The organism is Thermaerobacillus caldiproteolyticus (assembly GCF_013761245.1).
GTDB lineage: Bacteria > Bacillota > Bacilli > Bacillales > Anoxybacillaceae > Thermaerobacillus > Thermaerobacillus caldiproteolyticus.
Map to the genome: position 1 here is coordinate 102,188 of NZ_JACDUT010000005.1, position 21,668 is coordinate 123,855.

General features: G+C 40.4%; 20 protein-coding genes, 6 tRNA genes and 3 pseudogenes. 20 read left to right on the forward strand and 9 right to left on the reverse strand.

Annotated features, from left to right (window positions below; all coding sequences use genetic code 11):
* Nucleotides 1-7: 7 nt before the first annotated feature.
* The 7 genes from HNR31_RS09185 (at nucleotide 8) to HNR31_RS09215 (ending at nucleotide 1,655) form a co-directional block, all read left to right on the forward strand.
* Nucleotides 8-82, forward strand: a tRNA-Gln gene (locus HNR31_RS09185).
* 4 nt (nucleotides 83-86) lie between these two features.
* Nucleotides 87-158: transfer RNA gene (locus tag HNR31_RS09190), tRNA-Gly, on the forward strand.
* A 5-nt stretch (nucleotides 159-163) separates the two neighbouring features.
* Nucleotides 164-237, forward strand: a tRNA-Cys gene (locus tag HNR31_RS09195).
* A 4-nt stretch (nucleotides 238-241) separates the two neighbouring features.
* Nucleotides 242-312: transfer RNA gene (locus tag HNR31_RS09200), tRNA-Gly, on the forward strand.
* A 7-nt stretch (nucleotides 313-319) separates the two neighbouring features.
* Nucleotides 320-396 (forward strand) — tRNA-Ile (locus HNR31_RS09205).
* Between the two features lie 157 nt (nucleotides 397-553).
* Nucleotides 554-627 (forward strand) — tRNA-Arg (locus HNR31_RS09210).
* Nucleotides 628-1,190: 563 nt separating this feature from the next.
* Complete coding sequence (locus HNR31_RS09215) at nucleotides 1,191-1,655, forward strand: SgcJ/EcaC family oxidoreductase (protein WP_181555958.1); 465 nt, start codon at nucleotides 1,191-1,193, stop codon at nucleotides 1,653-1,655.
* A gap of 82 nt (nucleotides 1,656-1,737) precedes the next feature.
* Here the strand turns inward: HNR31_RS09215 and HNR31_RS09220 are convergent, their stop codons facing one another.
* Nucleotides 1,738-3,102, reverse strand: a complete 1,365-nt coding sequence (locus HNR31_RS09220) for an MFS transporter (protein WP_181555959.1) — start codon at nucleotides 3,100-3,102, stop codon at nucleotides 1,738-1,740.
* Nucleotides 3,103-3,229: 127 nt separating this feature from the next.
* Nucleotides 3,230-4,120 carry a transposase gene (locus tag HNR31_RS09225; RefSeq protein ID WP_374058300.1) on the reverse strand — a complete coding sequence of 297 codons (891 nt, stop codon included), beginning with the start codon at nucleotides 4,118-4,120 and terminating at the stop codon, nucleotides 3,230-3,232.
* Nucleotides 4,121-4,371: 251 nt separating this feature from the next.
* Here HNR31_RS09225 and HNR31_RS09230 point away from each other — a divergent pair.
* Nucleotides 4,372-5,323 (forward strand): annotated as a pseudogene (locus HNR31_RS09230) (IS1595 family transposase).
* Between the two features lie 481 nt (nucleotides 5,324-5,804).
* On the opposite strand, the gene HNR31_RS09235 reads toward HNR31_RS09230, so the two are convergent.
* From HNR31_RS09235 to HNR31_RS19105, 4 genes are all read right to left on the reverse strand, one after another.
* Nucleotides 5,805-5,978, reverse strand: a complete 174-nt coding sequence (locus tag HNR31_RS09235; protein WP_181555960.1) for a hypothetical protein — start codon at nucleotides 5,976-5,978, stop codon at nucleotides 5,805-5,807.
* Between the two features lie 235 nt (nucleotides 5,979-6,213).
* On the reverse strand, nucleotides 6,214-7,482 hold the full coding sequence (locus HNR31_RS09240) for a DUF445 domain-containing protein (protein ID WP_181555961.1): 1,269 nt from the start codon (nucleotides 7,480-7,482) through the stop codon (nucleotides 6,214-6,216).
* 334 nt (nucleotides 7,483-7,816) lie between these two features.
* Nucleotides 7,817-8,212, reverse strand: a complete 396-nt coding sequence (locus HNR31_RS19100; protein ID WP_308806521.1) for a phosphatase PAP2 family protein — start codon at nucleotides 8,210-8,212, stop codon at nucleotides 7,817-7,819.
* Nucleotides 8,164-8,454 carry a hypothetical protein gene (locus HNR31_RS19105; RefSeq protein ID WP_309505672.1) on the reverse strand — a complete coding sequence of 97 codons (291 nt, stop codon included), beginning with the start codon at nucleotides 8,452-8,454 and terminating at the stop codon, nucleotides 8,164-8,166. Before HNR31_RS19105 ends, HNR31_RS19100 begins: the two co-directional genes overlap by 49 nt.
* A 370-nt stretch (nucleotides 8,455-8,824) precedes the next feature.
* Between HNR31_RS19105 and HNR31_RS18690 the strand changes: the two are divergent.
* Together HNR31_RS18690 and HNR31_RS09250 are read left to right on the forward strand one after the other, a co-directional pair.
* Nucleotides 8,825-9,078: pseudogene (locus tag HNR31_RS18690) on the forward strand (IS6 family transposase); the annotation flags it as partial.
* 1,367 nt (nucleotides 9,079-10,445) lie between these two features.
* Nucleotides 10,446-11,663, forward strand: a complete 1,218-nt coding sequence (locus tag HNR31_RS09250) for a cytochrome P450 (RefSeq protein WP_181555962.1) — start codon at nucleotides 10,446-10,448, stop codon at nucleotides 11,661-11,663.
* Between the two features lie 173 nt (nucleotides 11,664-11,836).
* Here the strand turns inward: HNR31_RS09250 and HNR31_RS09255 are convergent, their stop codons facing one another.
* Nucleotides 11,837-13,078, reverse strand: a complete 1,242-nt coding sequence (locus tag HNR31_RS09255; protein WP_181555963.1) for an aminopeptidase — start codon at nucleotides 13,076-13,078, stop codon at nucleotides 11,837-11,839.
* Between the two features lie 92 nt (nucleotides 13,079-13,170).
* On the opposite strand from HNR31_RS09255, the gene HNR31_RS09260 reads away from it, so the two are divergent.
* Together HNR31_RS09260 and HNR31_RS09265 are read left to right on the forward strand one after the other, a co-directional pair.
* Nucleotides 13,171-13,611: a GNAT family N-acetyltransferase gene (locus HNR31_RS09260; protein WP_233414501.1), complete on the forward strand. Its 441-nt coding sequence runs from the start codon at nucleotides 13,171-13,173 to the stop codon at nucleotides 13,609-13,611.
* A gap of 751 nt (nucleotides 13,612-14,362) precedes the next feature.
* On the forward strand, nucleotides 14,363-15,238 hold the full coding sequence (locus HNR31_RS09265; protein ID WP_181555964.1) for a 5'-3' exonuclease: 876 nt from the start codon (nucleotides 14,363-14,365) through the stop codon (nucleotides 15,236-15,238).
* 36 nt (nucleotides 15,239-15,274) lie between these two features.
* On the opposite strand, the gene HNR31_RS09270 is transcribed toward HNR31_RS09265, so the two are convergent.
* Nucleotides 15,275-15,619 carry a winged helix-turn-helix transcriptional regulator gene (locus HNR31_RS09270; protein WP_181555965.1) on the reverse strand — a complete coding sequence of 115 codons (345 nt, stop codon included), beginning with the start codon at nucleotides 15,617-15,619 and terminating at the stop codon, nucleotides 15,275-15,277.
* Nucleotides 15,620-15,888: 269 nt separating this feature from the next.
* On the opposite strand from HNR31_RS09270, the gene HNR31_RS09275 reads away from it, so the two are divergent.
* Entirely contained in the window at nucleotides 15,889-16,395 is a 507-nt protein-coding gene (locus tag HNR31_RS09275; protein ID WP_181555966.1) for a DoxX family protein, read from the forward strand.
* A gap of 87 nt (nucleotides 16,396-16,482) precedes the next feature.
* Here the strand turns inward: HNR31_RS09275 and HNR31_RS09280 are convergent, their stop codons facing one another.
* Nucleotides 16,483-16,719: a hypothetical protein gene (locus HNR31_RS09280; protein ID WP_181555967.1), complete on the reverse strand. Its 237-nt coding sequence runs from the start codon at nucleotides 16,717-16,719 to the stop codon at nucleotides 16,483-16,485.
* A 131-nt stretch (nucleotides 16,720-16,850) separates the two neighbouring features.
* Between HNR31_RS09280 and HNR31_RS09285 the strand changes: the two genes are divergently transcribed.
* From HNR31_RS09285 to bioF, 7 genes and pseudogenes are all read left to right on the forward strand, one after another.
* Entirely contained in the window at nucleotides 16,851-17,138 is a 288-nt protein-coding gene (locus tag HNR31_RS09285) for a hypothetical protein (protein ID WP_181555968.1), read from the forward strand.
* Nucleotides 17,139-17,219: 81 nt separating this feature from the next.
* Nucleotides 17,220-17,330: pseudogene (locus HNR31_RS19275) on the forward strand (TIGR00366 family protein); the annotation flags it as partial.
* A 92-nt stretch (nucleotides 17,331-17,422) separates the two neighbouring features.
* Nucleotides 17,423-18,208: an SDR family oxidoreductase gene (locus HNR31_RS09295; RefSeq protein WP_181555969.1), complete on the forward strand. Its 786-nt coding sequence runs from the start codon at nucleotides 17,423-17,425 to the stop codon at nucleotides 18,206-18,208.
* Between the two features lie 26 nt (nucleotides 18,209-18,234).
* The gene (locus HNR31_RS09300) at nucleotides 18,235-18,624 is read left to right on the forward strand and encodes a VOC family protein (protein WP_181555970.1); all 390 of its coding nucleotides are present in this window, start codon (nucleotides 18,235-18,237) and stop codon (nucleotides 18,622-18,624) included.
* Nucleotides 18,625-18,646: 22 nt separating this feature from the next.
* The gene (locus tag HNR31_RS09305; protein WP_181555971.1) at nucleotides 18,647-19,426 is read left to right on the forward strand and encodes a YhfC family intramembrane metalloprotease; all 780 of its coding nucleotides are present in this window, start codon (nucleotides 18,647-18,649) and stop codon (nucleotides 19,424-19,426) included.
* A gap of 14 nt (nucleotides 19,427-19,440) precedes the next feature.
* On the forward strand, nucleotides 19,441-19,821 hold the full coding sequence (locus tag HNR31_RS09310) for a VOC family protein (protein ID WP_181555972.1): 381 nt from the start codon (nucleotides 19,441-19,443) through the stop codon (nucleotides 19,819-19,821).
* Between the two features lie 537 nt (nucleotides 19,822-20,358).
* Nucleotides 20,359-21,531, forward strand: coding sequence for an 8-amino-7-oxononanoate synthase (gene bioF, locus HNR31_RS09315; RefSeq protein ID WP_181555973.1), 1,173 nt, complete (start codon nucleotides 20,359-20,361; stop codon nucleotides 21,529-21,531).
* Nucleotides 21,532-21,668: the final 137 nt, after the last annotated feature.

A 21,668-nucleotide genomic window follows, 5' to 3' on the forward strand; every position in this document is an offset into this window, starting at 1 on the left:
TAATCATTGGGCTATAGCCAAGCGGTAAGGCAACGGACTTTGACTCCGTGATGCGCTGGTTCGAATCCAGCTAGCCCAGCCAAATTGCGGAAGTAGTTCAGTGGTAGAACACCACCTTGCCAAGGTGGGGGTCGCGGGTTCGAGTCCCGTCTTCCGCTTAGATGGCGGCATAGCCAAGTGGTAAGGCAGAGGTCTGCAAAACCTTTACCCCCGGTTCGAATCCGGGTGCCGCCTCCAATGTGCGGGTGTAGTTTAGTGGCAAAACTTCAGCTTCCCAAGCTGACGTCGTGGGTTCGATTCCCATCACCCGCTTTTTTATGGGCCTATAGCTCAGCTGGTTAGAGCGCACGCCTGATAAGCGTGAGGTCGGTGGTTCAAGTCCACTTAGGCCCACCATACTCTGTATTGTTTCTCCGAATTGTGCTTTCTTTGGTTCGGAAGGATATGTCGTGCTTGAGTAAGCATTGGGAAAGCAGCTTCAGCGTACCGTACGAATGGAATTTTGGACCAATGTGTTGAGTGCAGGGCGGAGAAAAAATATCTTAAATATTGTGTCCCAGTAGCTCAGCTGGATAGAGCAGCGGCCTTCTAAGCCGTCGGTCGGGAGTTCGAATCTCTCCTGGGACGTTAAAAAATGGGGCAGGCTCAAAATGGTCTTGCCCCTATCAAGTAAGCAGAATAACGGAAAGTTTATGCAACCTTTCTCCGATATTCCATTGGGGAAAGGTTGTTTCATTTCTTTTGGGCTGTTCTTTGTTATAAAATTGGACGTGTTTATGAACGGCTTTTTTGACTTTCCAGCAGGCCTGGGAAGTCATATTGCTCAAAGCATTCGGATGTTTCTAAACGAATAAGTTTTTGTCACTTAACGAATTCTTTCGAGCTCTTCTTTTTCGTTTCCCTTTGGAGGTTGTAGTCCTTCTGCCTCTTCTTGAAGGAATTGGTTGCCCCATCTTTCGCAATATTGAATTATATACATGGTCGTGATCGAAAATCATACTCTGGCTCCAGCCTTCAGATACTTTTGGGCCATTTTTAATTTTGAAAAAATCGACAGCACAGCCTTTTCTGTTTCCTGTCTATTGCACGAGTCAGTCCCAATTTAAGACTATAATAACAAAACATAAGTTCTATTCTTTTTTCTCAAAAGTGCTATAATAAGTAAAGAATATCAGAAAGGGGGCTTAGGGATGGAAGTATCAAGAATCAGCCCAGAAGGACAAGAGACTGAAATCCGTGCACTCTATCAACAGTTATTGGATGGATGGAACAAGCGTAGTGCAGATGCTATGGCAGAGCCGTTTGCGGAGGATGGTGAACTCATCGGATTTGATGGGAGCCATGTAATAGGGAAGACAGAGATCGTTGCACATCTTCAACCAATCTTTGCCGACCACCCTACTCCCGTCTACGTAGGCAAAGTTCGAAATGTGCGCTTTTTGGGTCCTGAAGTTGCCGTCCTACGCGCGATTGCAGGCATGGTGCCGCGCGGACAGTCAGACATTGATCCCCAACTTAACACGCATCATACACTCGTTACTGTGAAGCGGGAGGGTAAGTGGTACATTGAGCTCTTTCAGAATACCCCAGCTCAGTTTCACGGAAGACCGGAGTTGGTTCAAAAGATGACAGAAGAGCTACAGCAGTTGCTATAATGTAGGTCATGGCAACGAGATCATGTTTAAAATATGAACTTCCATCACTTATTCGTGATGGAAGCCTTCGTTCAGTATACTGTTAAATTTGTTTTGCATTGGTATTTGGTCCAAAAAGAGCTAATAGTACAGCACAAGCTAACCAACAACCTCCGATAAATAAAAAGACACTCACATAGCCTAAATGTATAGCAATAAAACCTACAATTAAAGAACCAAATATATTGGAAAAACGACCAAGCCCGTAAGCTAAGCCGCTCCCGGAAGAACGATATTCTGTTGAATATGGTTCAGAGGTATAAGCATATAAATTTGATGTGAAAACACGTTCCGTGACATTCACAATGAAGCCGAAGACGATAATGATTAGTGGAATAAATGTCATGCCGTACAACAATCCTGCCATAGCTGTCAGGAATGCACTAACAGCTAAAATCCACTTGCGTTGAAATTTTTCTGAGATCATCGATCCGATAAGGGCTCCTAACGGGGCACCAATAGACTGTAAAACGTTATACCACAGCGTTTTTTCAATGGTAACACCGTTACTTTTTAACAGGCTGGGAACCCATGATGCAAATCCGTAAAATCCAAACGTTTCAAATATCCATACCCCAGCCAATACTAATGTGATCTTAAGATTTCTTCCTTTAAATAATCCTAAATAGCCCGCCTTTTGAATCGTTTTGACAGGCATTGGTTCTTTGGGGATAGGGAGTGCGCCTTTTTCCTGTTCAACGCGTTGCTCAATCCGTCTCATAATTGCATTGGCTTTATCAAATTCTCCACGATTTTCGTGCCAGCGTGGCGACTCTTCCAAATGACGAGAGAAAAGAGAATAAATCATTCCAACTGCCCCCCACACAAACACAAGTCTCCATCCCCAAGGTCCTAACGGAATGACTAATGCGGACACGACATTTGTGATAGGTACACCAATTAAACCAACCATCGCACAAAAAGAAATGTATTTTCCACGTACGTGGGTAGGAAAAAACTCTGCTAAATAGCTATTTGTAACAATCATGGCAGCTGCTACTCCAACTCCTGTAAGGAATCGAAACACGATCAATGACGGCACATTCCATGCAAGAGCATTTAACATAGATGATATAGAAAATAATAGTACAAACCAAGATAATGCCTTCTTTCGTCCGATCCGATCTGATACCCATCCACCTAAAGAAGCTCCTAAAAACATCCCCAAGAAAGAGAAAGCTGTTATGTTTGCAATGGTTTTTAAACTGATGCCCCACTGATCGATAAGAGCAGGTGCAACATTACTTAACGTAAACAAATCAGCAAGATCAAAGAAATAGACAATACAGAGAGCAAATAGTACTTGGTAATGTACACGTGAAATAGGAAGGCGATCTAACCGATTTGCTACATTGGAAAACTCTCGATTGTGAGTATGTACTTGTTTAATGCTAGTATTGACCTGCATAAATACATCAGCTCCTTCTTTTTTGAAAGCGGTTTCAAAATTTAGGGTTATAAACTATTAAAAAGGATAATATAGAAAAATTATACAATTGTAAAACAAAATATTCAATATAGAAGGTGTTGCAAAACTAGAGTAAAAACTCAAAATTGTGCATAAGAATGCATAATTGTACATGCAGTAAATAGCGATGAAACCCATACCAACGCGGCTGTTCTAATCCGTCATTCTTTAACTGATTAAATGTCTGCTCAATCGAGTTGCGAAAACCAAACAACCACTTTCCGAATTCTGTTTTCAAAAACGAAGGAATCACCCGGCCGTAGGCATCTTTTCGTTCATCACCATTTCGAGGATTAATCGGTGAAACGAAAAAGATCCCTGTTTGTTCCGCCATTTGACGGACTTTTTCACTGTCATAGGCGGCATCTCCAAGGGCAAATTCAATCTTCCATTCCTTTAAAGATGGAAATAATTCGAGCGCAACGGCTGCATCATTTCGATTCGCAGTCGTGAAGACATGGGATAGGACGATTCCTTCTGTGGTTGTACAAAGGTGCAACTTATATCCTTTGAACCAGTTATACCGAGTCGAAATCCCCCATCTCGCTTGAGAATCATAAAAACTGCTTCGGAGTGCCGTACTGTCGATGATGACAATTTTGGGATACCGAACACCTAAATCTTTTAGAAGTCGAGCATTAAATGTGGAAAATCCTTGTTCTCGAAACCACTTACCTGCACGTGAAAACGTAGAAAGATGTGGAACCTCTTTGAGTCCACAAATACGCCGGAAGTAGCCAAAGCGATCGAGTGTTTCCACTAACTGACGTAAAGAATCAATGGAAAAATAGGTTTTTAAAAAGAAACATTTTAACAATGATTTTTTCGAAATCGGTGGTCGCCCGGTTATATAAGGTGTTTCTGGTAAAGAAAGTTGATCGATGTATTGAAATAAAGCCTGTAAAAGAGGATCCATTTCGCTATTCAGTGCATGTTCGATAACAAAATTGGAAATCATGATAGTGTCCACCCCTTGGAAATGTGTTTTTGGTCACTGTATATGATTTCCAAGACGGTGGATTTTTTGCGTCCTTTTATGCACCCGTTATGCGTTTTGCAACACGTTCAATATATTAAAAATATAGTTAATGTATCAAGAGATAAAATAGTATTTAATATAGGCTATTTTTGTATAAATTGTTGCTATAGCTATATAGGACATAATTGTGTAATAGAATTACAGAATGTAGAAAGGGTGTTCCGTATGGCATGGCGTGGCACGATGTTTACAAAGATTTCTATATACTTCCAAAGAAAGAGCGGTTGGAATGATGTGTAGCTATTAAATTAAAAAGACTTGTTTCCAGAGGCAAAAGCCGACATTCAAAAATGGTCGGGGAATTTCGGGAAACTCGCTTTTTTAAAAGATTAACGTGTGTTCACTGTGGAAATATGTCTGTGAAACGTAATGAAAAATATCGTTTTTGCCAACGCTATCTCTATTAGAACTAACGATATAACAGGTAGCTCATTGTCAGGTACGAGAATAAAGTACTTTGAATGACGGTTGAAGATTATACATTGCCAAAAATAGAAGAAGTACTCCATATTCACATTTCAACTGCATTTATGGATGACACAAAATTTTATATACTGTCTGTGCTCTGGGCCATCAGACCCTAAAAGAGATTATGGAAAGTGATGAGACATACTTTTTAGAGAATGAAAAAGGCAAAAAAATTTATCATTTACAGAAAGGATCATAAACGTGGCAGTGCCGCCAAAAAACATGGTATTTCCAAAGAACAACTTCATGATAGAAATGGTCAAATCCTTTCCAAAACGGCAGAAAAAGGTCGTATTACGGCTATGGAAATTGATGGGGTTAAGAAAACATAGTGACATCTATGTTTTTCTATGCACAGATACAGCGACCAACTATAAAATAAAAAATTCGCTACAATGAAGGGATTACAATACGAAGCTATTAATGTAGGTACCTATACGAAGAAGGGAATTTACCCTATTCAACACGTCAACGGGTATCATACTCGTTTGAAAAAGTGGATGGATAGGTTTCAAGGTGTGGTAACGAAATGCCTTGATAACTACTTATTCTGGCATCATAAGAAGATACCCAAAAAAGAACAAGTGAAAGAACCTTGCCTCTTGTCAACGAGTAAAATTCACAACCGTTAAAATAATTAAAAGGAGTGCGTAAATCAATCCCCTTCTACGGCATTGACCTTGCAATTGCTTCAATGATTAACGCAAGAACACCTAAAACGATGGTCATTAAAGTCGAACTGAATAATACTTTTCTACTGATAACAGTAAACTTCTGGTTTCTAATGAACTTTCGATAAGCAAAATAGACGAGAGTTCCCAATATAATTGAGCCAATCCAACTTATTAAGCCTACTTGTGTAACCAATTTTCGCCAATCGAAAACCCAAAAGTATAGAATGGCGAAATGAATGACTACTAAGGGTATCGTTATGATTACCCATATTGACCTTAACATAACCATCACTCCCAGACTTATTATTCAACTTGATTTTTACTCTTAGGTTATATTCTCATCTAACCACACTTTTATAAGACTGAGTGTATGGTCACAACCATAGATTTCTATAAATATATAAACTGTTCTGAGGACATATTCAGTCCGTGCCACTGCCTACTATACTTTTTTAACATAGCTAATCTTTTAAAACTTTTCGATCTTTTCCTCCCAGTTTTATATCATTCTGTAGGGAGGATATAGCAGCGTCATAACTTAACAGATATTCTTCTACATATGTCTTTACACCTAAAAGATAAGGGATTGTTTCTTTAGCCGATGCTTTTCTTTGATAAGAACCTTGCATCGCCAATTTTTGACCTTCTATTCTATAAGTTCTCTCTCTGTAATTTTTTTATCTTCTAAACGAAAGTATCTTTGATTAATGTTGCGGTTCTGGGGAAAAAATATAGCGAAATACCAAACATTGTGGCTGTTTTGTGTCATTAAATCGTCATAAAGTTTTTAATTACGAACAGAGTGTACTCCTGTTGATTGGTTCATATTCATTTTGGTCTTGCTATCTGATTATTTTTGCACCAGAACCATTAAATCAGCGCTTTGATTTCCGTTAAAAAAATCCCGATAATAAAACCGCAAATAGCTCCATTCACCCGAATCCACTGCAGGTCTTTTCCGATTTTATCTTCCATCATATGAATAAGCGTTTCATCATCTAACTTATCCAGATTCTCTTGTACAAGCTTGCCTATTTTTGAATGATTCTCTTCAACAAGATTTGTGATTTGCTTTTGTATCCAGTTTTCAATGGTATTGATTTTTGCTTGATCTTCTTTTAAATGGTTCATTAATCGTGTTAAAAAGGGGAGAAGATACATATCCGTAAACTTGCTGTCTTGAACAAAGGCCAACACTTTCTGCTGAGTTTTCTGCAAGATTTCAGTTATTTTTTCAGCAGGTTCCCACTCAGCAATAAGATGGTCTTTCCAATTTTCGATTTCTTTTAACAGGTTCTTATTGTCTTTTATGCTTTGCAACTCCGTACGAACATGTAAAAGCAAAGCCTTCCTGTTCGTATTATCAATCTGGCGCAAATTGCTTACAACTCTAAGGAGAAGATTTTGTAGTATGCTGCCGAGTTTTTCTTCATTTAACAGAGTCTGAAAAGACTTCAGCGCAAATTGCAGAAAACCGTCTACCTCTATATTGTCAAGTGCGCGTATTGCTATGTTGCCGAGTTGATTCTTCGTATTACTTTTCTTTATCCATTCCTCTGCCTTGCCAAGAAGATAATCTAACGCCTTCTCGTCATATTCCCGAATGAGCGCCTGATTGATGGCAGACTGAAGGACCGCGCTCATTTCCATTGAGTGAAAAGCAGACTTTATTTCTTTTTCAACAAAAGGGGTAACTTTTTCAAGATTAATCTGGCTGATCATTTGTGTAGCGAGTGACACAGCGCCCTTTTTAATTGGATCAGAATGAAGCTCTCTCTCAAGGACAGGAAATATTTTCTCTGTAAAATTGATTTGTTTGATTTTATTTCTAATACTTTCTTTTGAAAGCCAGTCATTTTCAAGTGTAGAGACAAGTGCTTTTGTCATTCTTTTCCGATTTTTAGGCAAAAGAGCCGTATGGGGGATAGGCAACCCCATTGGATGTCGGAATAAGGCAGTAACGGCGAACCAGTCAGCTAATCCACCCACAAGCCCTGCCTCAAAGCCTCCTTGTAATAGGTCTCCTAGAAACGATCCTTGAAAATGAAGGGTTGCGACAAAGCCTGTCCCCATAACGGCAAGCGAAAAACTAGCTAAGCGCTTTGATTTCTTTGATTGTTTTGGCCTTTTAGATATCATGCTTTCCTCATCCTTTATGATATAAATTTACTATAACCAAATGATTGTGAAATGATACATAAGGGAGTCCGATGGCCAGCTGTCCCCGAAAGAGTACTAAAAATTTCATCAAGCTTCTTATGTACAAGATAAGGATTATGTTTTGCTGTTTCAATAGGTTGATATGTAATAGTATCTACGAGGAAATGGACAAAGCTAGTTTTTTTCCAATGCAAGATTCTTGAATAAAGTTTCTTCCCTTTCCTTAAAAGCTTCTTCCTGTTTACAGGTTCAATCACTCATGAAAACTAATACGGATTCTAAAACTATCTTAAGATTATAACATTTTATTTTGTCATTTACGACTTTCCATATAGTGTTGGTAGATCCAAATAGCTGCAGCTAACCAGAACCCACCTGCTAAATAGCCGCCTAGCACATCGCTCGGATAATGTACGCCGAGGTAAATACGGCTTGTGCCAATTATAACAATCATTATTATGCTGATAAGAATTAAAAAACTGCGGCCAATTCGAGTAGAGGTATGGCGCCATAGTAAAAATGCAAGTATGCCATATAAAGCGAATGCCTCCATAGAATGCCCACTAGGAAAACTGTATCCACTTTCCTGGATAAGCCGGTGCGCAGTTGGACGAGCACGTTCAAATGTAAATTTTAATGCTTGATTAAGAATTGCCGCGCCTATAATAACTGCCAAAAATAATATAAGCTCTGTACGATGATGTAACACTTTGTACAAAAAAGGAGTACAAGAATAGAGAGAATAATAACGACAGGTATAGATCCAATCGTAGTAAAAAACTTCATAATTATTGTCATTGTAGGTGACTCAAGCCCTTGAATGAACGATGTAACCGCACTGTCAAATTGTGCAATCTTTTGTTCACCAACTAGGATAGCTACTAAACCAAACCCTATAACCGAAGCTAAACTTAAGAAGAATGCCCGTGTAAGCTGTAGTTTTAAATTCATATTGAACTTGCTCCTTATATGCTTATATTGGTTTATTCCCACATACAAAGGATTTTTTATATTCAGAAGTTCGTAACTTCACCTAAATATTTAATATTTGTATTACTTCACTTTATTGAATCTAATGGCTATATACCGTACTCCATTCTCTTTGCTGTCGTTTTTGTTATTTCAATCTCGAGAAGGCGTTTTGCAATATGGAATATGGAATAACATATTGATATCAGCTGAAATTCCGCCAGATGTTATGCTTCGTCCTTCGTCTACAACATCTACTTTAGGAAATTTATTCTCTAAGCGATCGTAAGAGATCCAATGGGTAGTTGCCCGTTTACTATTTAATAGCTTACCTTAAACCGAAAATAGCTGAAAAGAAAAAAGTATGCCGGTCGGCATGCAACTTAGACAAATTCGATATCTGAACAATATTGTAGAACAAGATCGCTGTTTCATAAAGAGACGGATTTGTTCTATGTTAGGATTGAAATTATTCTTAACATATATCATATGGGGAATTAAAGCGATGGATATGGTCGAAAAAGGATAACTTTTTTACGAGAGAAGTCTGTCCAAAATCAAGTAGAGTCCATTGATCAATTATTTAAAATTGTAGCAAAATCTTAGTGTCGTTAGGAATGAACCTATATGCCTTTTTCAAACCTTAATATTTGTATCAGAACTGCAATCATTATAAATCTGAAGAAAATAATATTTCAAATTGTGACGATACAAGTAAAGAAGCTGATCGAAGAATAAGTAAGACATGGCGCCATGTATTAATCAATAAAGTAGATTTCATTACCGAGGAAGAACGGGGGTGAGTTCAAAAAGAAATAATAGAAATCATCCAAGAGCGAAGGTATATTTAACCAATTACTCCAGCATTCGATAGAAGCACTCAGCCAGCCAAATCGTTCTTCTGTCGATAGCCATGAAGAATTGCATGTGCATCATCACTTGCACATGCAAACCAGGGCTTATCAATTTCAAGGTTCAGTAATAAAAGAGGAATTTGATGAATGGTTTGAGTCTACTAACCGTATCAAAGGCTTTCTGCAGTTTCGAGGCGATGAAGAGCACACTCATTTATTTCAGTATGTCTATCAGTGACGATCAATAAAATTCCCTAAAAACCTCGTATTTATTGGAGAAAACCATAATAAAGAAAGAATTAATGCAGCTAGAATAGAATGCCAAAAGAAAAGTCACGACGCGAAAACAGAAAATAGTTTGATTTTGCTCTTTATGGTCTTATCCTTCTTGTGTAGACAGTTGGAAAAAGGGGACATATGTCTTCTTGGTCTTCCCCCTGTCAAGCAGACGATTATAAAAAGACTAAGAATCCAGTATGTTCCAGTATTCTTCGGTGCACACTGGTTAGTTTTTTCTGAAAGCATTCATGATTGCAAAAACCAGATATGATGTGCGGTGCTTTATAGAAGCTTTTCCTCTATTTTAAGATGGGAAAAGAAGGACTCGGTGCAAGTTTCCCTTTCCATGGATGAAGGGCTAAGATTTCCCCTCAATCCGATTATATATGGGTTGGATATATGCTGAAACCCTTGATCGGAATGTGGGCTGGCTCCGTGCACAGTTCGATCTTCTGACGTGCCCATCACCGAACGAGATTGAGCCTCTCCAAGCGCAATTTTGCTGTTATACAGATCGATAGGTGATAAGAGGGGGCTCAAATGCCACATGCATAACACCTGTGACAAGATTGGTGGGACTTTCGGTTCGAGTGGTTCGGATGTACAACGGAGGATTTTGTCTCCTGAAATCGAGAATTTCAAGCGAAAAGCCCAAGTGAAAAAGGGGAAACGGATATTATGTAGCTTCAAAATATTTCAGAATCATAAAAAACATTTTACTTGACAAAAATTTCATATTATGTCCGTTGATAAGAATTTATGGGAGTGCTACGTTTAATATGTGAACTGATTTATGGAAATGATTTCTATATTTATGAGGCAAAAAGGAGAGGTGAAATCATGACAACCGGAAAGAATACAACATCCGAAACAGAGCGTTATGCAAACCTTATTCCTATGAAAGAGATTCAATCCATTCAAGATCGATTGTTTCCTTTTTCAATCTATGACACTCTTCGTAAAACAACGCCAGTAAGATATGATCAAACTCGAGCATGTTGGGATGTATTTAGGTACGAGGATGTTCATTACATCTTAAAGAATCCAAAGTTGTTTTCGTCTAATCGTGGGGTTGGCAACAAACAAGGAAATATATTAAAAATGGATCCGCCCAAACATACAAAAATGAGAAATCTTATTAACAAAGCTTTTACTCCCAAAGCCGTTAACGAGCTCACCCAACGAATTCAGGATGTAACCACCTTCCTTTTAGATCAAGTAAAGGCAAAAGGAACAATGGATATGATTCATGATTTTGCTGGTCCGCTTCCTGTCATTATTATCGCCGAATTATTAGGAGTCCCTACCAAAGATAGAGAACTTTTTAAAACCTACTCTGATATTCTTGTTGCAGGAGCTGAGGATGGTTCGGATGAAGCCTTCAAAGTGATGATGAAAAAGCGACAGGAAGGAACGATGTTTCTAAATGGATATTTTAAAGACATTATTCAGGAGCGACAACGTAGCCCTAAAGATGATTTCATCTCTTTATTATTGGCAGCAGAAATTGATGGAGAAAAATTAACAGAAGAAGAGCTGCTGGGCTTCTGTATTTTACTATTAGTCGCAGGAAACGAAACGACAACGAATCTAATTGCTAACGCTGTTCGTTACATGGTAGAAGATACAGATATACAAGAACAAGTCCGAACAAATCTTTCTTTAGTTCCCAATTTAGTAGAAGAAACTCTTCGTTTCTATCCCCCAGTCCAAGCAATTGGTCGTATGGCGACGGAAGATGTAGAAATCGGTGGTTATACGATTCGTAAGGGAGCTCAAGTGATTAGCTGGGTAGCGGCAGCAAATCGGGATGAGCAAAAGTTTGCACAACCTGATCGTTTTATGCTGGAACGCCATCCAAATCCGCATTTATCCTTTGGGTTTGGCATTCATTTCTGTTTAGGTGCTCCTCTAGCCCGACTAGAAGCAAAAGTTGCCCTTTCTATGTTATTAACGTCCTTTTCTAAGCTAGAACGAGTAGAACATGTTGAACTTGAACCCATTCAAAGTCCGTTTGTTTTTGGTGTGAAAAGCTTACCTATACGATTAAGTCTCTAATTTTGTTGAACGATTAGGATACTCTTCCATACACAAAATATAGCCACGTCCTCCCAAGCATGCAGAAAGACGTGGCTAGCCAGTTCGATAACCTATGAAGCGTACATATTCAGTTTTGTGACCAACTAGTGATCAATAAAGAGTATAAAACGGTGTCCCGGCTTATCACTTCATTATTCTAGCTCAAACGCCCAGTTTCCGTTGCGGAAGATCGGTTCACGCTTGCCATCTTTTGTTACGCCGTCGATGTTGAGTTCAGCAGAGCCAATCATAAAGTCTTCGTGAATGAGGCTATCGTTGACGCCATGCTGGGCCAATTCTTCTTTCGACATCGCGGCTCCGTCTTTGATGTTTGTTGGGTATGCTTTGCCTAGTGCTAAGTGACAAGCAGCATTTTCATCAAATAATGTATTGTAAAAAATAAGGTTCGATGCTGAAATCGGCGATTGGTGCGGAACGAGGGCGACTTCGCCTAAATGGCGCGCTCCTTCATCAGTATCTAACAAATGCTTTAATGTTTCATAACCTTTTTCCGCCGTAAAATCGACTACCTTTCCGTCTTTAAACGTAAGGGTGAACCCGTCGATGAGGTTGCCACCATAGTTTAACGGTTTTGTGTTGCGGACGATTCCGTTTACGCCGTCTTTATGTGGCATCGTAAACACTTCTTCGGTTGGGATATTTGGGTTAAAGCGAACACCGTTTTCGCTCACCGCCGCGCCACCGTGCCAGACGTGATTGTCGACAAGGTCTACAGTTAAATTCGTTCCGGGTGCCTCATAAATAAGTTGTTTATACTGTTTGCTGTTTAAATATTCAACCATTTTTGCAAGTCGGTCATTATGCTCTTGCCATGCTTGAATAGGATCTGCCAAGCTAACCCGTGTGACATCAAAAATGACATCCCAAAGCTTGGATATCGCTTGTTCTTCTGTTAAATCTGGGAATATCTTTTTCGCCCATGCGGGAGTTGGGACGGAGATAAGCGACCAACAGTTTTTATCGGCCATCAAAGCACTGCGGTAGTTGCTTAGTGCCTGAGAAGCTGTTTTGGTGAAGTTTGCGATTCGTTTTGGATCGATGTCTTTCAATAAATCAGGATTCGGTGAGTAAATGGTTAAAAAAGCAGCCCCTTCTTCAGCAAGCTGTTCCATTCCTTTAGCGCGCCACATTGGATATTCCAAAAACGCTTCATCAGGAGCATGTTTGTATTTAATGTATGTAAGGTCCTCATCATTCCATTCGACGTATACATGTTTTGCCCCGGCTTCGTATGCTTTTTTTGCGATTTTTCGAACGAGCACGGCAGCGTCAAGTGGTGCGTTGACCACAAGCGTTTGTCCGGATTGAACGTTCACACCAATAGAAACGGCAAGCGCAGCATACTTCTCAAGGTTTTGCTCTAATTCATTCATCTGTTCTCACTCCTTGTTTTTCAGGATATGTAGAATTCTAGTATAATACGAAATAGGTGGAATGTTCAAATTTTTGAAGAGGAAGAGGGCTTATGATCAAATATCAAATGTATAACGGTATGCCTCCGAACGATGTTGTGAAACAAATCATGGATCTGTATGAAACGATTTTCCAAACATCTTCTGTGACGATTCGCGAAAAAATGAGAAAGGTTGAAAATCTTCTTGTTCTTTTGGCATTGGACGGGGAAAAAGTAATTGGATTTAAAATGGGATACGAACAAGAAAAAGGGGAATTTTACAGCTGGATTGGCGGTGTGGACAGCGCCTATCGCCAAATAGGAATCGGCTCGACGTTAATGAAGATGCAGCATGATTGGTTGAAAGAACGTGGTTATCAAGTTGTCACGACAAAGACGAAAAATAAATGGCGGCATATGCTCATTTTAAATTTGCGTCACGGGTTTGACATTATTGGCACTTATACAGATGAAAAAGGAGAACCAAAAATCATCTTAAAAAAGCTGTTATAACAAACGCATATTCATGATGTTTAGAAAAATGTGCTGCTGTTTAAACAGTTGTTTGACATGCATGCTGTTTTATCATAGCTATTGTAGACCGAGACAGAAAATTTTCAACGGGTCACCGAAGAAGAATCGTTCGTAAAGTATTTGTCTTGTACCGAATGCGTTCATCGTCGTATTTTACGCTAGTCGAAATAAGCGAACGTTGTCTTCAACGGTCAATGTTCCAGTTTGTGATTACTGGCCTAAACCCGGACAAATCGGAGAGGCAAAGTCGTTTTCACCATCCCGCTTGAACTAAGAAATTGAACGATTTCAGAACAGCGCGGATACAGACATCGATATAAAATAAAAAGAGAAAGATCGGGAACCATTGTTCCATATTGCTCTGTTTTCGCGTCCATTTCTTAATCTAGATCTCCAGACGTATCATGTCTTGTTTGTTCGGATCGAGCTGTAAGTCGTGCAGTTTGGCTCGGCTGTTTATCATACCGGTGAGGGCAGGGGGATCTGATAACCGGATATGCTTCCTTCTATTTGTTTGCCATGCTCCATACGGTCGACTTCAATCGATTGATTCGTTCGATATATTCACAGCCCTGTATCATTCCCATAATGTTTTCACCGCAAAATGCGTCTTCTTATCTTACGAGGAAAGGGATGTACGATTGACAAAGGAAAAATAGGTTTTAATATACAAAATATACAATAAAAATATTATGGTAACTTAAAAGATAAAAGGGAAAGGAAAGAACCGATGAAAGGAAATGACCGAGAGTTATTGCTTATCGACGGAATGGCGTTATTATTTCGCTCGTTTTATGCCACGGCGATCAACGGTGATTTTATGTTCAATAGCCAGGGAATCCCGACGAACGCTATACATGGATTTGTCAAACACCTAATAGCAGCTGTTCGCGCAATCGGGCCGACTCATGTCGTATGTTGCTGGGATATGGGAAGCACAACGTTTCGGACGGAAATGTTTCCGCAGTATAAAGCAAATCGTGGAGAGCCCCCGCTTGAACTCGTGCCGCAGTTTGAGTTGGTTAAAGAAGTTGTTTCTGCTTTTGACATTCCGAACATCGGAGTATTAGGAGCGGAAGCGGATGATTGTATCGGAACTCTCACAAAGCAATGGGAAACAAAAATGAACATCTCCATTTTGACGGGCGATCAAGATATTTTGCAACTTCTTTCGGAAATGGTAACCGTATATTTGCTTGGAAAAGGAATCGGAAATTACAATGTTTATACGCTGGAGCGTTTTCAGCAAGAAAAAGGAATTTTACCGCGGCAATTTATCGATGTGAAAGCGCTGATGGGGGACGCGAGCGACAATTATCCAGGAGTTCGTGGCATTGGAGAGAAAACAGCACTGAAACTTGTACAACAGTATGGCTCCATTGAAGGGATTTTAGAAAATATTCATCTGCTGACAGAGTCGCAGCGGCAAAAACTGCGAGAACATTTGGACATGTTACATTTATCAAGGAAACTTGCGAAGATTTATTGTGATATTCCAATTGCCTTGCGTTTGGAAGAAGCAAAATGGGAAGCGAACGAAGACAAAGTCCAGCAAATCTTTGACCATTTAGAACTGAAAGGATTGGATAAGCTCATCAACGTATAAAAGCCAGCCGGAAAAGCTGGCTTTTTCTCGCGACGTCTATAGGTCCGTTTTTGCCCATACTTGTGCCCATTGTTCAATTGCTTCAATGACGGACTTGAGCGCTTGTCCTTTTTCTGTTAAAGAGTATTCGATCCGTACAGGTGTCTCGGGATATACTTTCCGTTCGACAATATCTGCTTCTTCTAACTCTTTTAACCGTTCTGATAGCAATTTGCCGCTGATTGGAATAGATGCCTCAATCTCAGAAAATCGCTTCTTTCCTTCTAATAATTGACTAATAATGAGCCCCACCCATCGTTTGCTTAATAATTTCATTGCCGCTTCGAATTTAGGGCAAAGATTTGATGGGGAGCAAGAGGTTCGTTTCTTTTTTTCATTCATTGACCTCACCTTTGAATATCTATTCATTGAATAGCATTCCATTTATAGTTTAATTTTACGACATAATTTAAAAAAGAAAAAGGTGTGGAGTTTAAGACCGCCCCAAATATACGAACTAAGGTGAAAGGAGATTAAAAGTTCCAGGGATTTACGAATTTTGTAATAGATTTATTAATAATTTGTGAAATAGTGAACAAAATCATTTTGTTTGAGAAAAAACGTGATACGATAAAAGCATAAGGAAGAATAAAAAGAAGGGGAGATGGACAATGGTTGTGAAATGGTTGCGGGAACGTGTTAGTGCTGCTGCGATATTAACGATATTCCGTCTATATCTTGGATATGCTTGGCTTACAGCAGGATGGCACAAAATCACAGAAGGATTCGATGCAACGGGGTTTTTAAAAGGAGCACTTGCTCAAGCATCTGGGGAGCATCCGGCGGTCCAAGGCTGGTGGGCTTCCTTTATAGAAAACGTTGCATTACCAAATGTCAGACTGTTTAACGTATTAGTCCCGTGGGGGGAAACATTGGTAGGGATTGCGCTTATTCTTGGTATATTCACAACTTTCGCTGCATTGATGGGAGCTGTAATGAACTTTGCGTTTATGTTTTCGGGAACAACAAGTACCAACCCGCAAATGATATTGCTCACCGTTTTCATTCTTGTCGCTGGTGCAAACGCCGGAAAATTCGGATTCGACCGTTGGATCATCCCTTATATTCGTAAATTTTCAAAGAAAGGGCGGCACCGAAACGTTATAACAGTTTCATAACGCTTACTTAACGGCCATGCACTTATCGTTTATTGTAGGTGCATGGCCGTTTTGTTGAGCATAGAGGACATCCCTCAAAAGTATATTTTAGTAAGAATGATTAAGGGAGAATTGGATGTTTTGCACAGCAACGCTATAGCCAAATAAATTGATGCAACGATAGTTACCGGATTCATATTTGTTTGTGCTGCTTTTAACGCTTGTCGTCTTTGTTCCTGCATAGACGCTCACACTGACATCACCAGCTGAGCCGGAATCATTCCAACGAGCGAGACGATTTTCTTGCCACTTAACCATCGTTGTAATACAACGAAAAAGAAGCATTGACAGTAGGCCCGGTCTGCTAGCAGAAGAAACGAAAGATGAGGATTTAACCTTTTAACCGTCGACACCGACAGAAAAATTGGGAAATAGTGCACTTATGTCGTTCATGATCGCATATCGTGTTTTATTTTGTGAAAAACGAATTCAAGATCGATTTAAGCATTGTGAATTTTAGAGATTTTGCTTCATGTTCGTCCGCGTCGCTTTTGGAAAGAGGTCCAGTAAGCAGTAAAGGGAGCAAGCAGCATGATTATCCAATTTCCGTTTTTGCTGGGATCATGGGCATTGTGGTGTCAGCGGGGTTAGGAGAGAGTGTGTCGCAATGGTTTGTGTCGATTTCCAATGAAGTCACGTGTCCGATTTTGCGCCGGGCTCCGTACCCTTCGGTGGCAGACAATGGGCTGTACAAGCGCAGCTGATGCTCGCGGATCTGGGCATTCCGCCCGCAGTAACGGTCATGGCAGTGGTGTGGGGAGAACCTCATTTAACCGTTTTGGGCACTTTCGGTCTTGGCGATTGCTAGATCAAAAGCAAAAGACATTATGGAATTTTGTTTGATTCATTTATTTGTCACAGGGTTGATGATCGATATCGTGTTTTTATTTACATAAGAGCAAGAAAAGGTTCGCTCTTTCCTCTTTTTTATGATACATTAAATGTAGAATTTAACTAATTTTATAAATATTAAAAATGAGGGATTATTTTGTCTGTCACACTATCACTACACGGAAAAATTGCTATCGTAACAGGCGTCAGCCGAACTAAAGGAATTGGCGCAGCCATTTGTCAGGCGTTAGCAGAAGCGGGAGCTCACATCTTTTTTACATATTGGAGTGCCTACGATGAGTCCATGCCATGGGGGATGGAACAAAATGAACCAGAGCTTATCAAAAGAAAAGTAGAGCAATTAGGAGTAACGTGTGAATGTATCGAAATAGACTTATCACGGGAAGAGTCACCAAGCCAAGTATTACAAGCTGTCATGGACACGATAGGGGAGCCGGATATTTTAGTGAATAATGCGTGCTATTCTGATCGGGCTGATTATCAATCGTTAACTAGTGAGATGCTTGATCGCCATTATTGGCTGAATGTAAAGGCACCGGTCATGTTAAGTGTCGAATTTGCGAAGGCATTCCAAAAACATCAGGGAGGTCGGATTATCTTGCTTACATCTGGCCAATCGTTAGGCCCGATGCTAGGAGAGGTTGCCTATGCTACGACCAAAGGAGCGATGGAGGCATTTGTCAAAACATTTGCTGCTGAAGTGGCTGCGAAGGGAATTACGGTTAATGCCGTAAACCCGGGACCGACAGATACAGGGTGGATGGATGAGGAAATCAAACATAAGCTCATTCATAAGTTCCCATTTGGGAGAATTGGCGTTCCGTATGATGCTGCGCGCTTAATTCGCTTTTTAGCGAGCGAAGAAGCCCAATGGATTACGGGGCAAGTGATTCACTCGGAAGGTGGCTTTCTAAGAATCTAGCGTGCGACGTAAGGAGGAGAGCAAACATGAATGTGCAAGGATTTAGCCATGTGACCATCAATGTAAGTGATTTGTCGCGTTCTCTTCGCTTTTATGTCGATGTGCTTCATATGAAGCTCGTTCATCGCGGACGAAAGGATGCGTATCTTGAATGGGGAAGCGCATGGGTTTGTTTGCAGGAGCGACCGGAGATGGAAAGACAGCGTCAGCAGCTTGGTGTGGACCATGTGGCCTTTTTTATTGATGAACAAGATTTTGCTGAAGCGGTACAGCGGTTAAAAGAAAACGATGTACCGATTGTCCGGGAACCGGTTCAGCGTGGGCGTGGGTGGTCGGTCAACTTCCTTGATCCGGACGGCACACAGCTGGAGTTACATACATCGACGCTGGCGGAACGAATGACAGTATGGGAATAAAAATTGAAAAGAGGGAGATAAAATGATTAGCGCTTTTACCATGGCAGGCATGGTCGTTCAGCTGCTTATTTCACTTTTCTTTCCGATAGGGTTGCTCCTTTATTTACGTAAAAAGCAATTGTTCTCATGGAAGCCGTTCGGTGTAGGGGTACTTATTTTTATTTTATTTTCACAAATTCTCGAAAAAGCCTTGCATGTTGTCATGATAGACGCAAGCGGTACATCGTTAAAATGGACAGGTAGTGTAGTTTGGTTTGTCGTGTATGCGACGCTAGCGGCGGGAATCTTTGAAGAATTTGGGCGCTATGTAGGATTCAAATGGATGTTGAAGAAGCAGCGCGATTATAAAGACGGATTATCGTTCGGTTTAGGACATGGCGGTATAGAGGCAATATTGATCGGCGTGCTTGGAGCGGTGAATGCGCTCATTTTGGCAATTCTCATCCATTCCGGAGCGTTCGACCATACAATAGCCTCTACCCTTCCGAAGGAACAAGCAGATTTATTGAAGGAAAGGATACAAGATACGCCTTTTATTATGTACGTGTTAGGCGGTATTGAACGAGTGTTCGCGATCTCTTTCCATATAGCAATGTCACTGCTTGTGTTGCTTGGAGTTCGCGAGCAGCGGTTCGTATTTGTCATCTATGCGATTCTTTTGCATGCGCTGATGGATGTCATGCCTGCTCTATATCAAGCCGGTGTTGTAACAAACATTTGGCTTGTTGAAGCGGTTGTGTGGATATTTGGAATGGCGGCGTTCATGTTTACACGCCGAATCGGTGGAAAATTTCAAGCTTGAAAAGGGGAAGAACGATGAATATTCTTGTGAAACGACTTGACCATGTGCAAATTTGTATTCCAATTGGTGCTGAGAATGAGGCGCGCGCATTTTATACTGATTTGCTCGGCTTTACAGAAATTGAAAAACCAGAGTCTTTAAAAGGAAACGGGGGCCTTTGGTACAAAGTCGGCGATATTGAACTGCATATTGGCGTGGAAAAGCGTGACGGTTACAACAGTAAAAGCCATCCGGCATTTGAAGTGGAAAACATTGAGGAAGTACGACGTTATTTGGAAGAAAACGGCGTACCAACGCAAGACGAAAAACCGATTCCAAACGTCATTCGCTTTTCCTTCCGTGACCCGTTTCACAATCGGATTGAATTTTTATCGAAACAAGAGTCAAGAAGTTAAGTGAATGAAGACCGACAACCTCTCTCGGGAGAGGTTCATAGTAGGAGCCTCCTTGCATAGCGTTTTCTGCCTTTTAGCAAGATAAATATATCTAAGATTTTTTGCTGCTTAGCTTTGTGGTGTCAACGGTGAGGTATTGAACCTCATCGTTTATTTTTTGATTAGAGAAGATACAAGGAGTGTCTATCAATTTTTTCATCCGTACGGGCTGCTTCCACGCTCATAGAAAAAGAAGATACTGGCATAGCGTCGATATGTGTATTAAGTAACGTTGTATTAAGTAACGTGTTGTAAATGACTATCTTTTTTCTCGTACAAAATAGCCGATGTGTGCAAAAGGCATCGCTTATTTTTGCTTTTAAAAAGATTCGTGAAAAAACATTTCATTTGAAAAACATTGTTCTAAATAAACAAGAAAAAAGAAAATCATTTTCGGTTTTCAGGGGCAAAAATACTTCGAAGTGCTGTGCATATTCAAGGCATATAGTTATAATGTAAACAAAATAATAATAAAGGTTAACAATTAGGGGGATGGGGATGAAAGAGCAGATCCAAGCGGAACTTCGACAATTAGAAGAAAAAACACAAAAACGGGTATTAAAAGATATATCCTTTTTCGACGATCCGTGGATTGTAATGAATGGTCGAAAGCTTTTGAATCTAGCTTCGAATAATTATCTAGGCTTAGCGAGCGATGAACGGTTAATCGAAGCAGGATGTAAGGCGATGCGTACATACGGAGCCAGTGCTACCGCTTCGCGTCTCATTGTGGGCAACTATGAACAATATGCCAGAACAGAAAGAGCGTTAATAAAGTGGAAACAGGCTGAAGCGGCTTTAATTATTAACAGTGGATATACAGCGAATATTGGAATCATCACCGCACTGATCGGTCAGGATGACATCGTGTTCAGCGATTGGCTGAACCATGCTAGTATTATCGATGGAATCATGTTAAGCCGAGCGGAGCGGCATCGCTATTATCATAACGATTTGAATCATTTAGAATCGCTATTAAAAAAGGCACCGTCGCATAAGCGAAAACTGATCGTGACCGATACTATTTTTAGCATGGATGGTGACATTGCACCGCTTGAAGGACTGGTGACCTTAAAAAAGCGCTATAATGCCATACTGATGGTCGATGAAGCACATAGTAGCGGCATTTACGGCGAACAAGGGGAAGGTCTCGCCCATTATTTCCGCTTACAAAACGAAATTGACATTCAAATGGGTACGTTCAGTAAGGCGTTAGGATGTTTTGGAGCTTACGTCACCGGAGAACAGTGGCTCATTGATTACTTGATGAATAAGATGCGCAGTTTTATTTTTACAACGGCTTTACCTCCAGCTGTTCTTGGCTCGATAGAAAAAGCGATAGAAATTGTTCAAACGGAACAGGAGCGAAGGGAAACACTGCAAACCCACAGTCACTATTTTCGTCACGAGCTAAAAAAATTAGGGTTTCACATTGGAGAAAGCACCACACACATTGTACCGATTATCATCGGCCCCAACGACCTCACTGTGCGGTTTAGCGAGCGGCTTCAAGAACATGGAATTGCCGCTGTTGTGATACGCCCGCCGACGGTCCCAGAGGGAACATCAAGAATTCGCTTTTCCCTCACATCATCTTTCTCCAAAGCGGAACTCGACTGGGCGCTTGAGCAGATTGCTTGTGTAGGAAAAGAAATGGGGATCATTCCTTAAAGTTTTAGAAGATCGGACAACACGCTACAACTTTTGACGGAGATGATAATCATACCGATTAAGAATCAAAGTTCCATCCGCGTTCCGATGTAGAGAGTTACTTTCTTTTTTATAATGAACAACAAATAAGCTAGCGG

What these genes read in the sequence shown, in the direction of transcription:
- HNR31_RS09215 (WP_181555958.1), top strand. Translation starts at nt 1,191, where the DNA reads ATGGAAGTATCAAGAATCAGCCCAGAAGGACAAGAGACTGAAATCCGT.
- HNR31_RS09220 (WP_181555959.1), bottom strand. Translation starts at nt 3,102, where the DNA reads ATGCAGGTCAATACTAGCATTAAACAAGTACATACTCACAATCGAGAG.
- HNR31_RS09225 (WP_374058300.1), bottom strand. Translation starts at nt 4,120, where the DNA reads ATGATTTCCAATTTTGTTATCGAACATGCACTGAATAGCGAAATGGAT.
- HNR31_RS09240 (WP_181555961.1), bottom strand. Translation starts at nt 7,482, where the DNA reads ATGATATCTAAAAGGCCAAAACAATCAAAGAAATCAAAGCGCTTAGCT.
- HNR31_RS19105 (WP_309505672.1), bottom strand. Translation starts at nt 8,454, where the DNA reads ATGAATTTAAAACTACAGCTTACACGGGCATTCTTCTTAAGTTTAGCT.
- HNR31_RS09250 (WP_181555962.1), top strand. Translation starts at nt 10,446, where the DNA reads ATGACAACCGGAAAGAATACAACATCCGAAACAGAGCGTTATGCAAAC.
- HNR31_RS09255 (WP_181555963.1), bottom strand. Translation starts at nt 13,078, where the DNA reads ATGAATGAATTAGAGCAAAACCTTGAGAAGTATGCTGCGCTTGCCGTT.
- HNR31_RS09260 (WP_233414501.1), top strand. Translation starts at nt 13,171, where the DNA reads ATGATCAAATATCAAATGTATAACGGTATGCCTCCGAACGATGTTGTG.
- HNR31_RS09265 (WP_181555964.1), top strand. Translation starts at nt 14,363, where the DNA reads ATGAAAGGAAATGACCGAGAGTTATTGCTTATCGACGGAATGGCGTTA.
- HNR31_RS09270 (WP_181555965.1), bottom strand. Translation starts at nt 15,619, where the DNA reads ATGAATGAAAAAAAGAAACGAACCTCTTGCTCCCCATCAAATCTTTGC.
- HNR31_RS09275 (WP_181555966.1), top strand. Translation starts at nt 15,889, where the DNA reads ATGGTTGTGAAATGGTTGCGGGAACGTGTTAGTGCTGCTGCGATATTA.
- HNR31_RS09280 (WP_181555967.1), bottom strand. Translation starts at nt 16,719, where the DNA reads ATGCTTCTTTTTCGTTGTATTACAACGATGGTTAAGTGGCAAGAAAAT.
- HNR31_RS09300 (WP_181555970.1), top strand. Translation starts at nt 18,235, where the DNA reads ATGAATGTGCAAGGATTTAGCCATGTGACCATCAATGTAAGTGATTTG.
- HNR31_RS09305 (WP_181555971.1), top strand. Translation starts at nt 18,647, where the DNA reads ATGATTAGCGCTTTTACCATGGCAGGCATGGTCGTTCAGCTGCTTATT.
- HNR31_RS09310 (WP_181555972.1), top strand. Translation starts at nt 19,441, where the DNA reads ATGAATATTCTTGTGAAACGACTTGACCATGTGCAAATTTGTATTCCA.
- bioF (WP_181555973.1), top strand. Translation starts at nt 20,359, where the DNA reads ATGAAAGAGCAGATCCAAGCGGAACTTCGACAATTAGAAGAAAAAACA.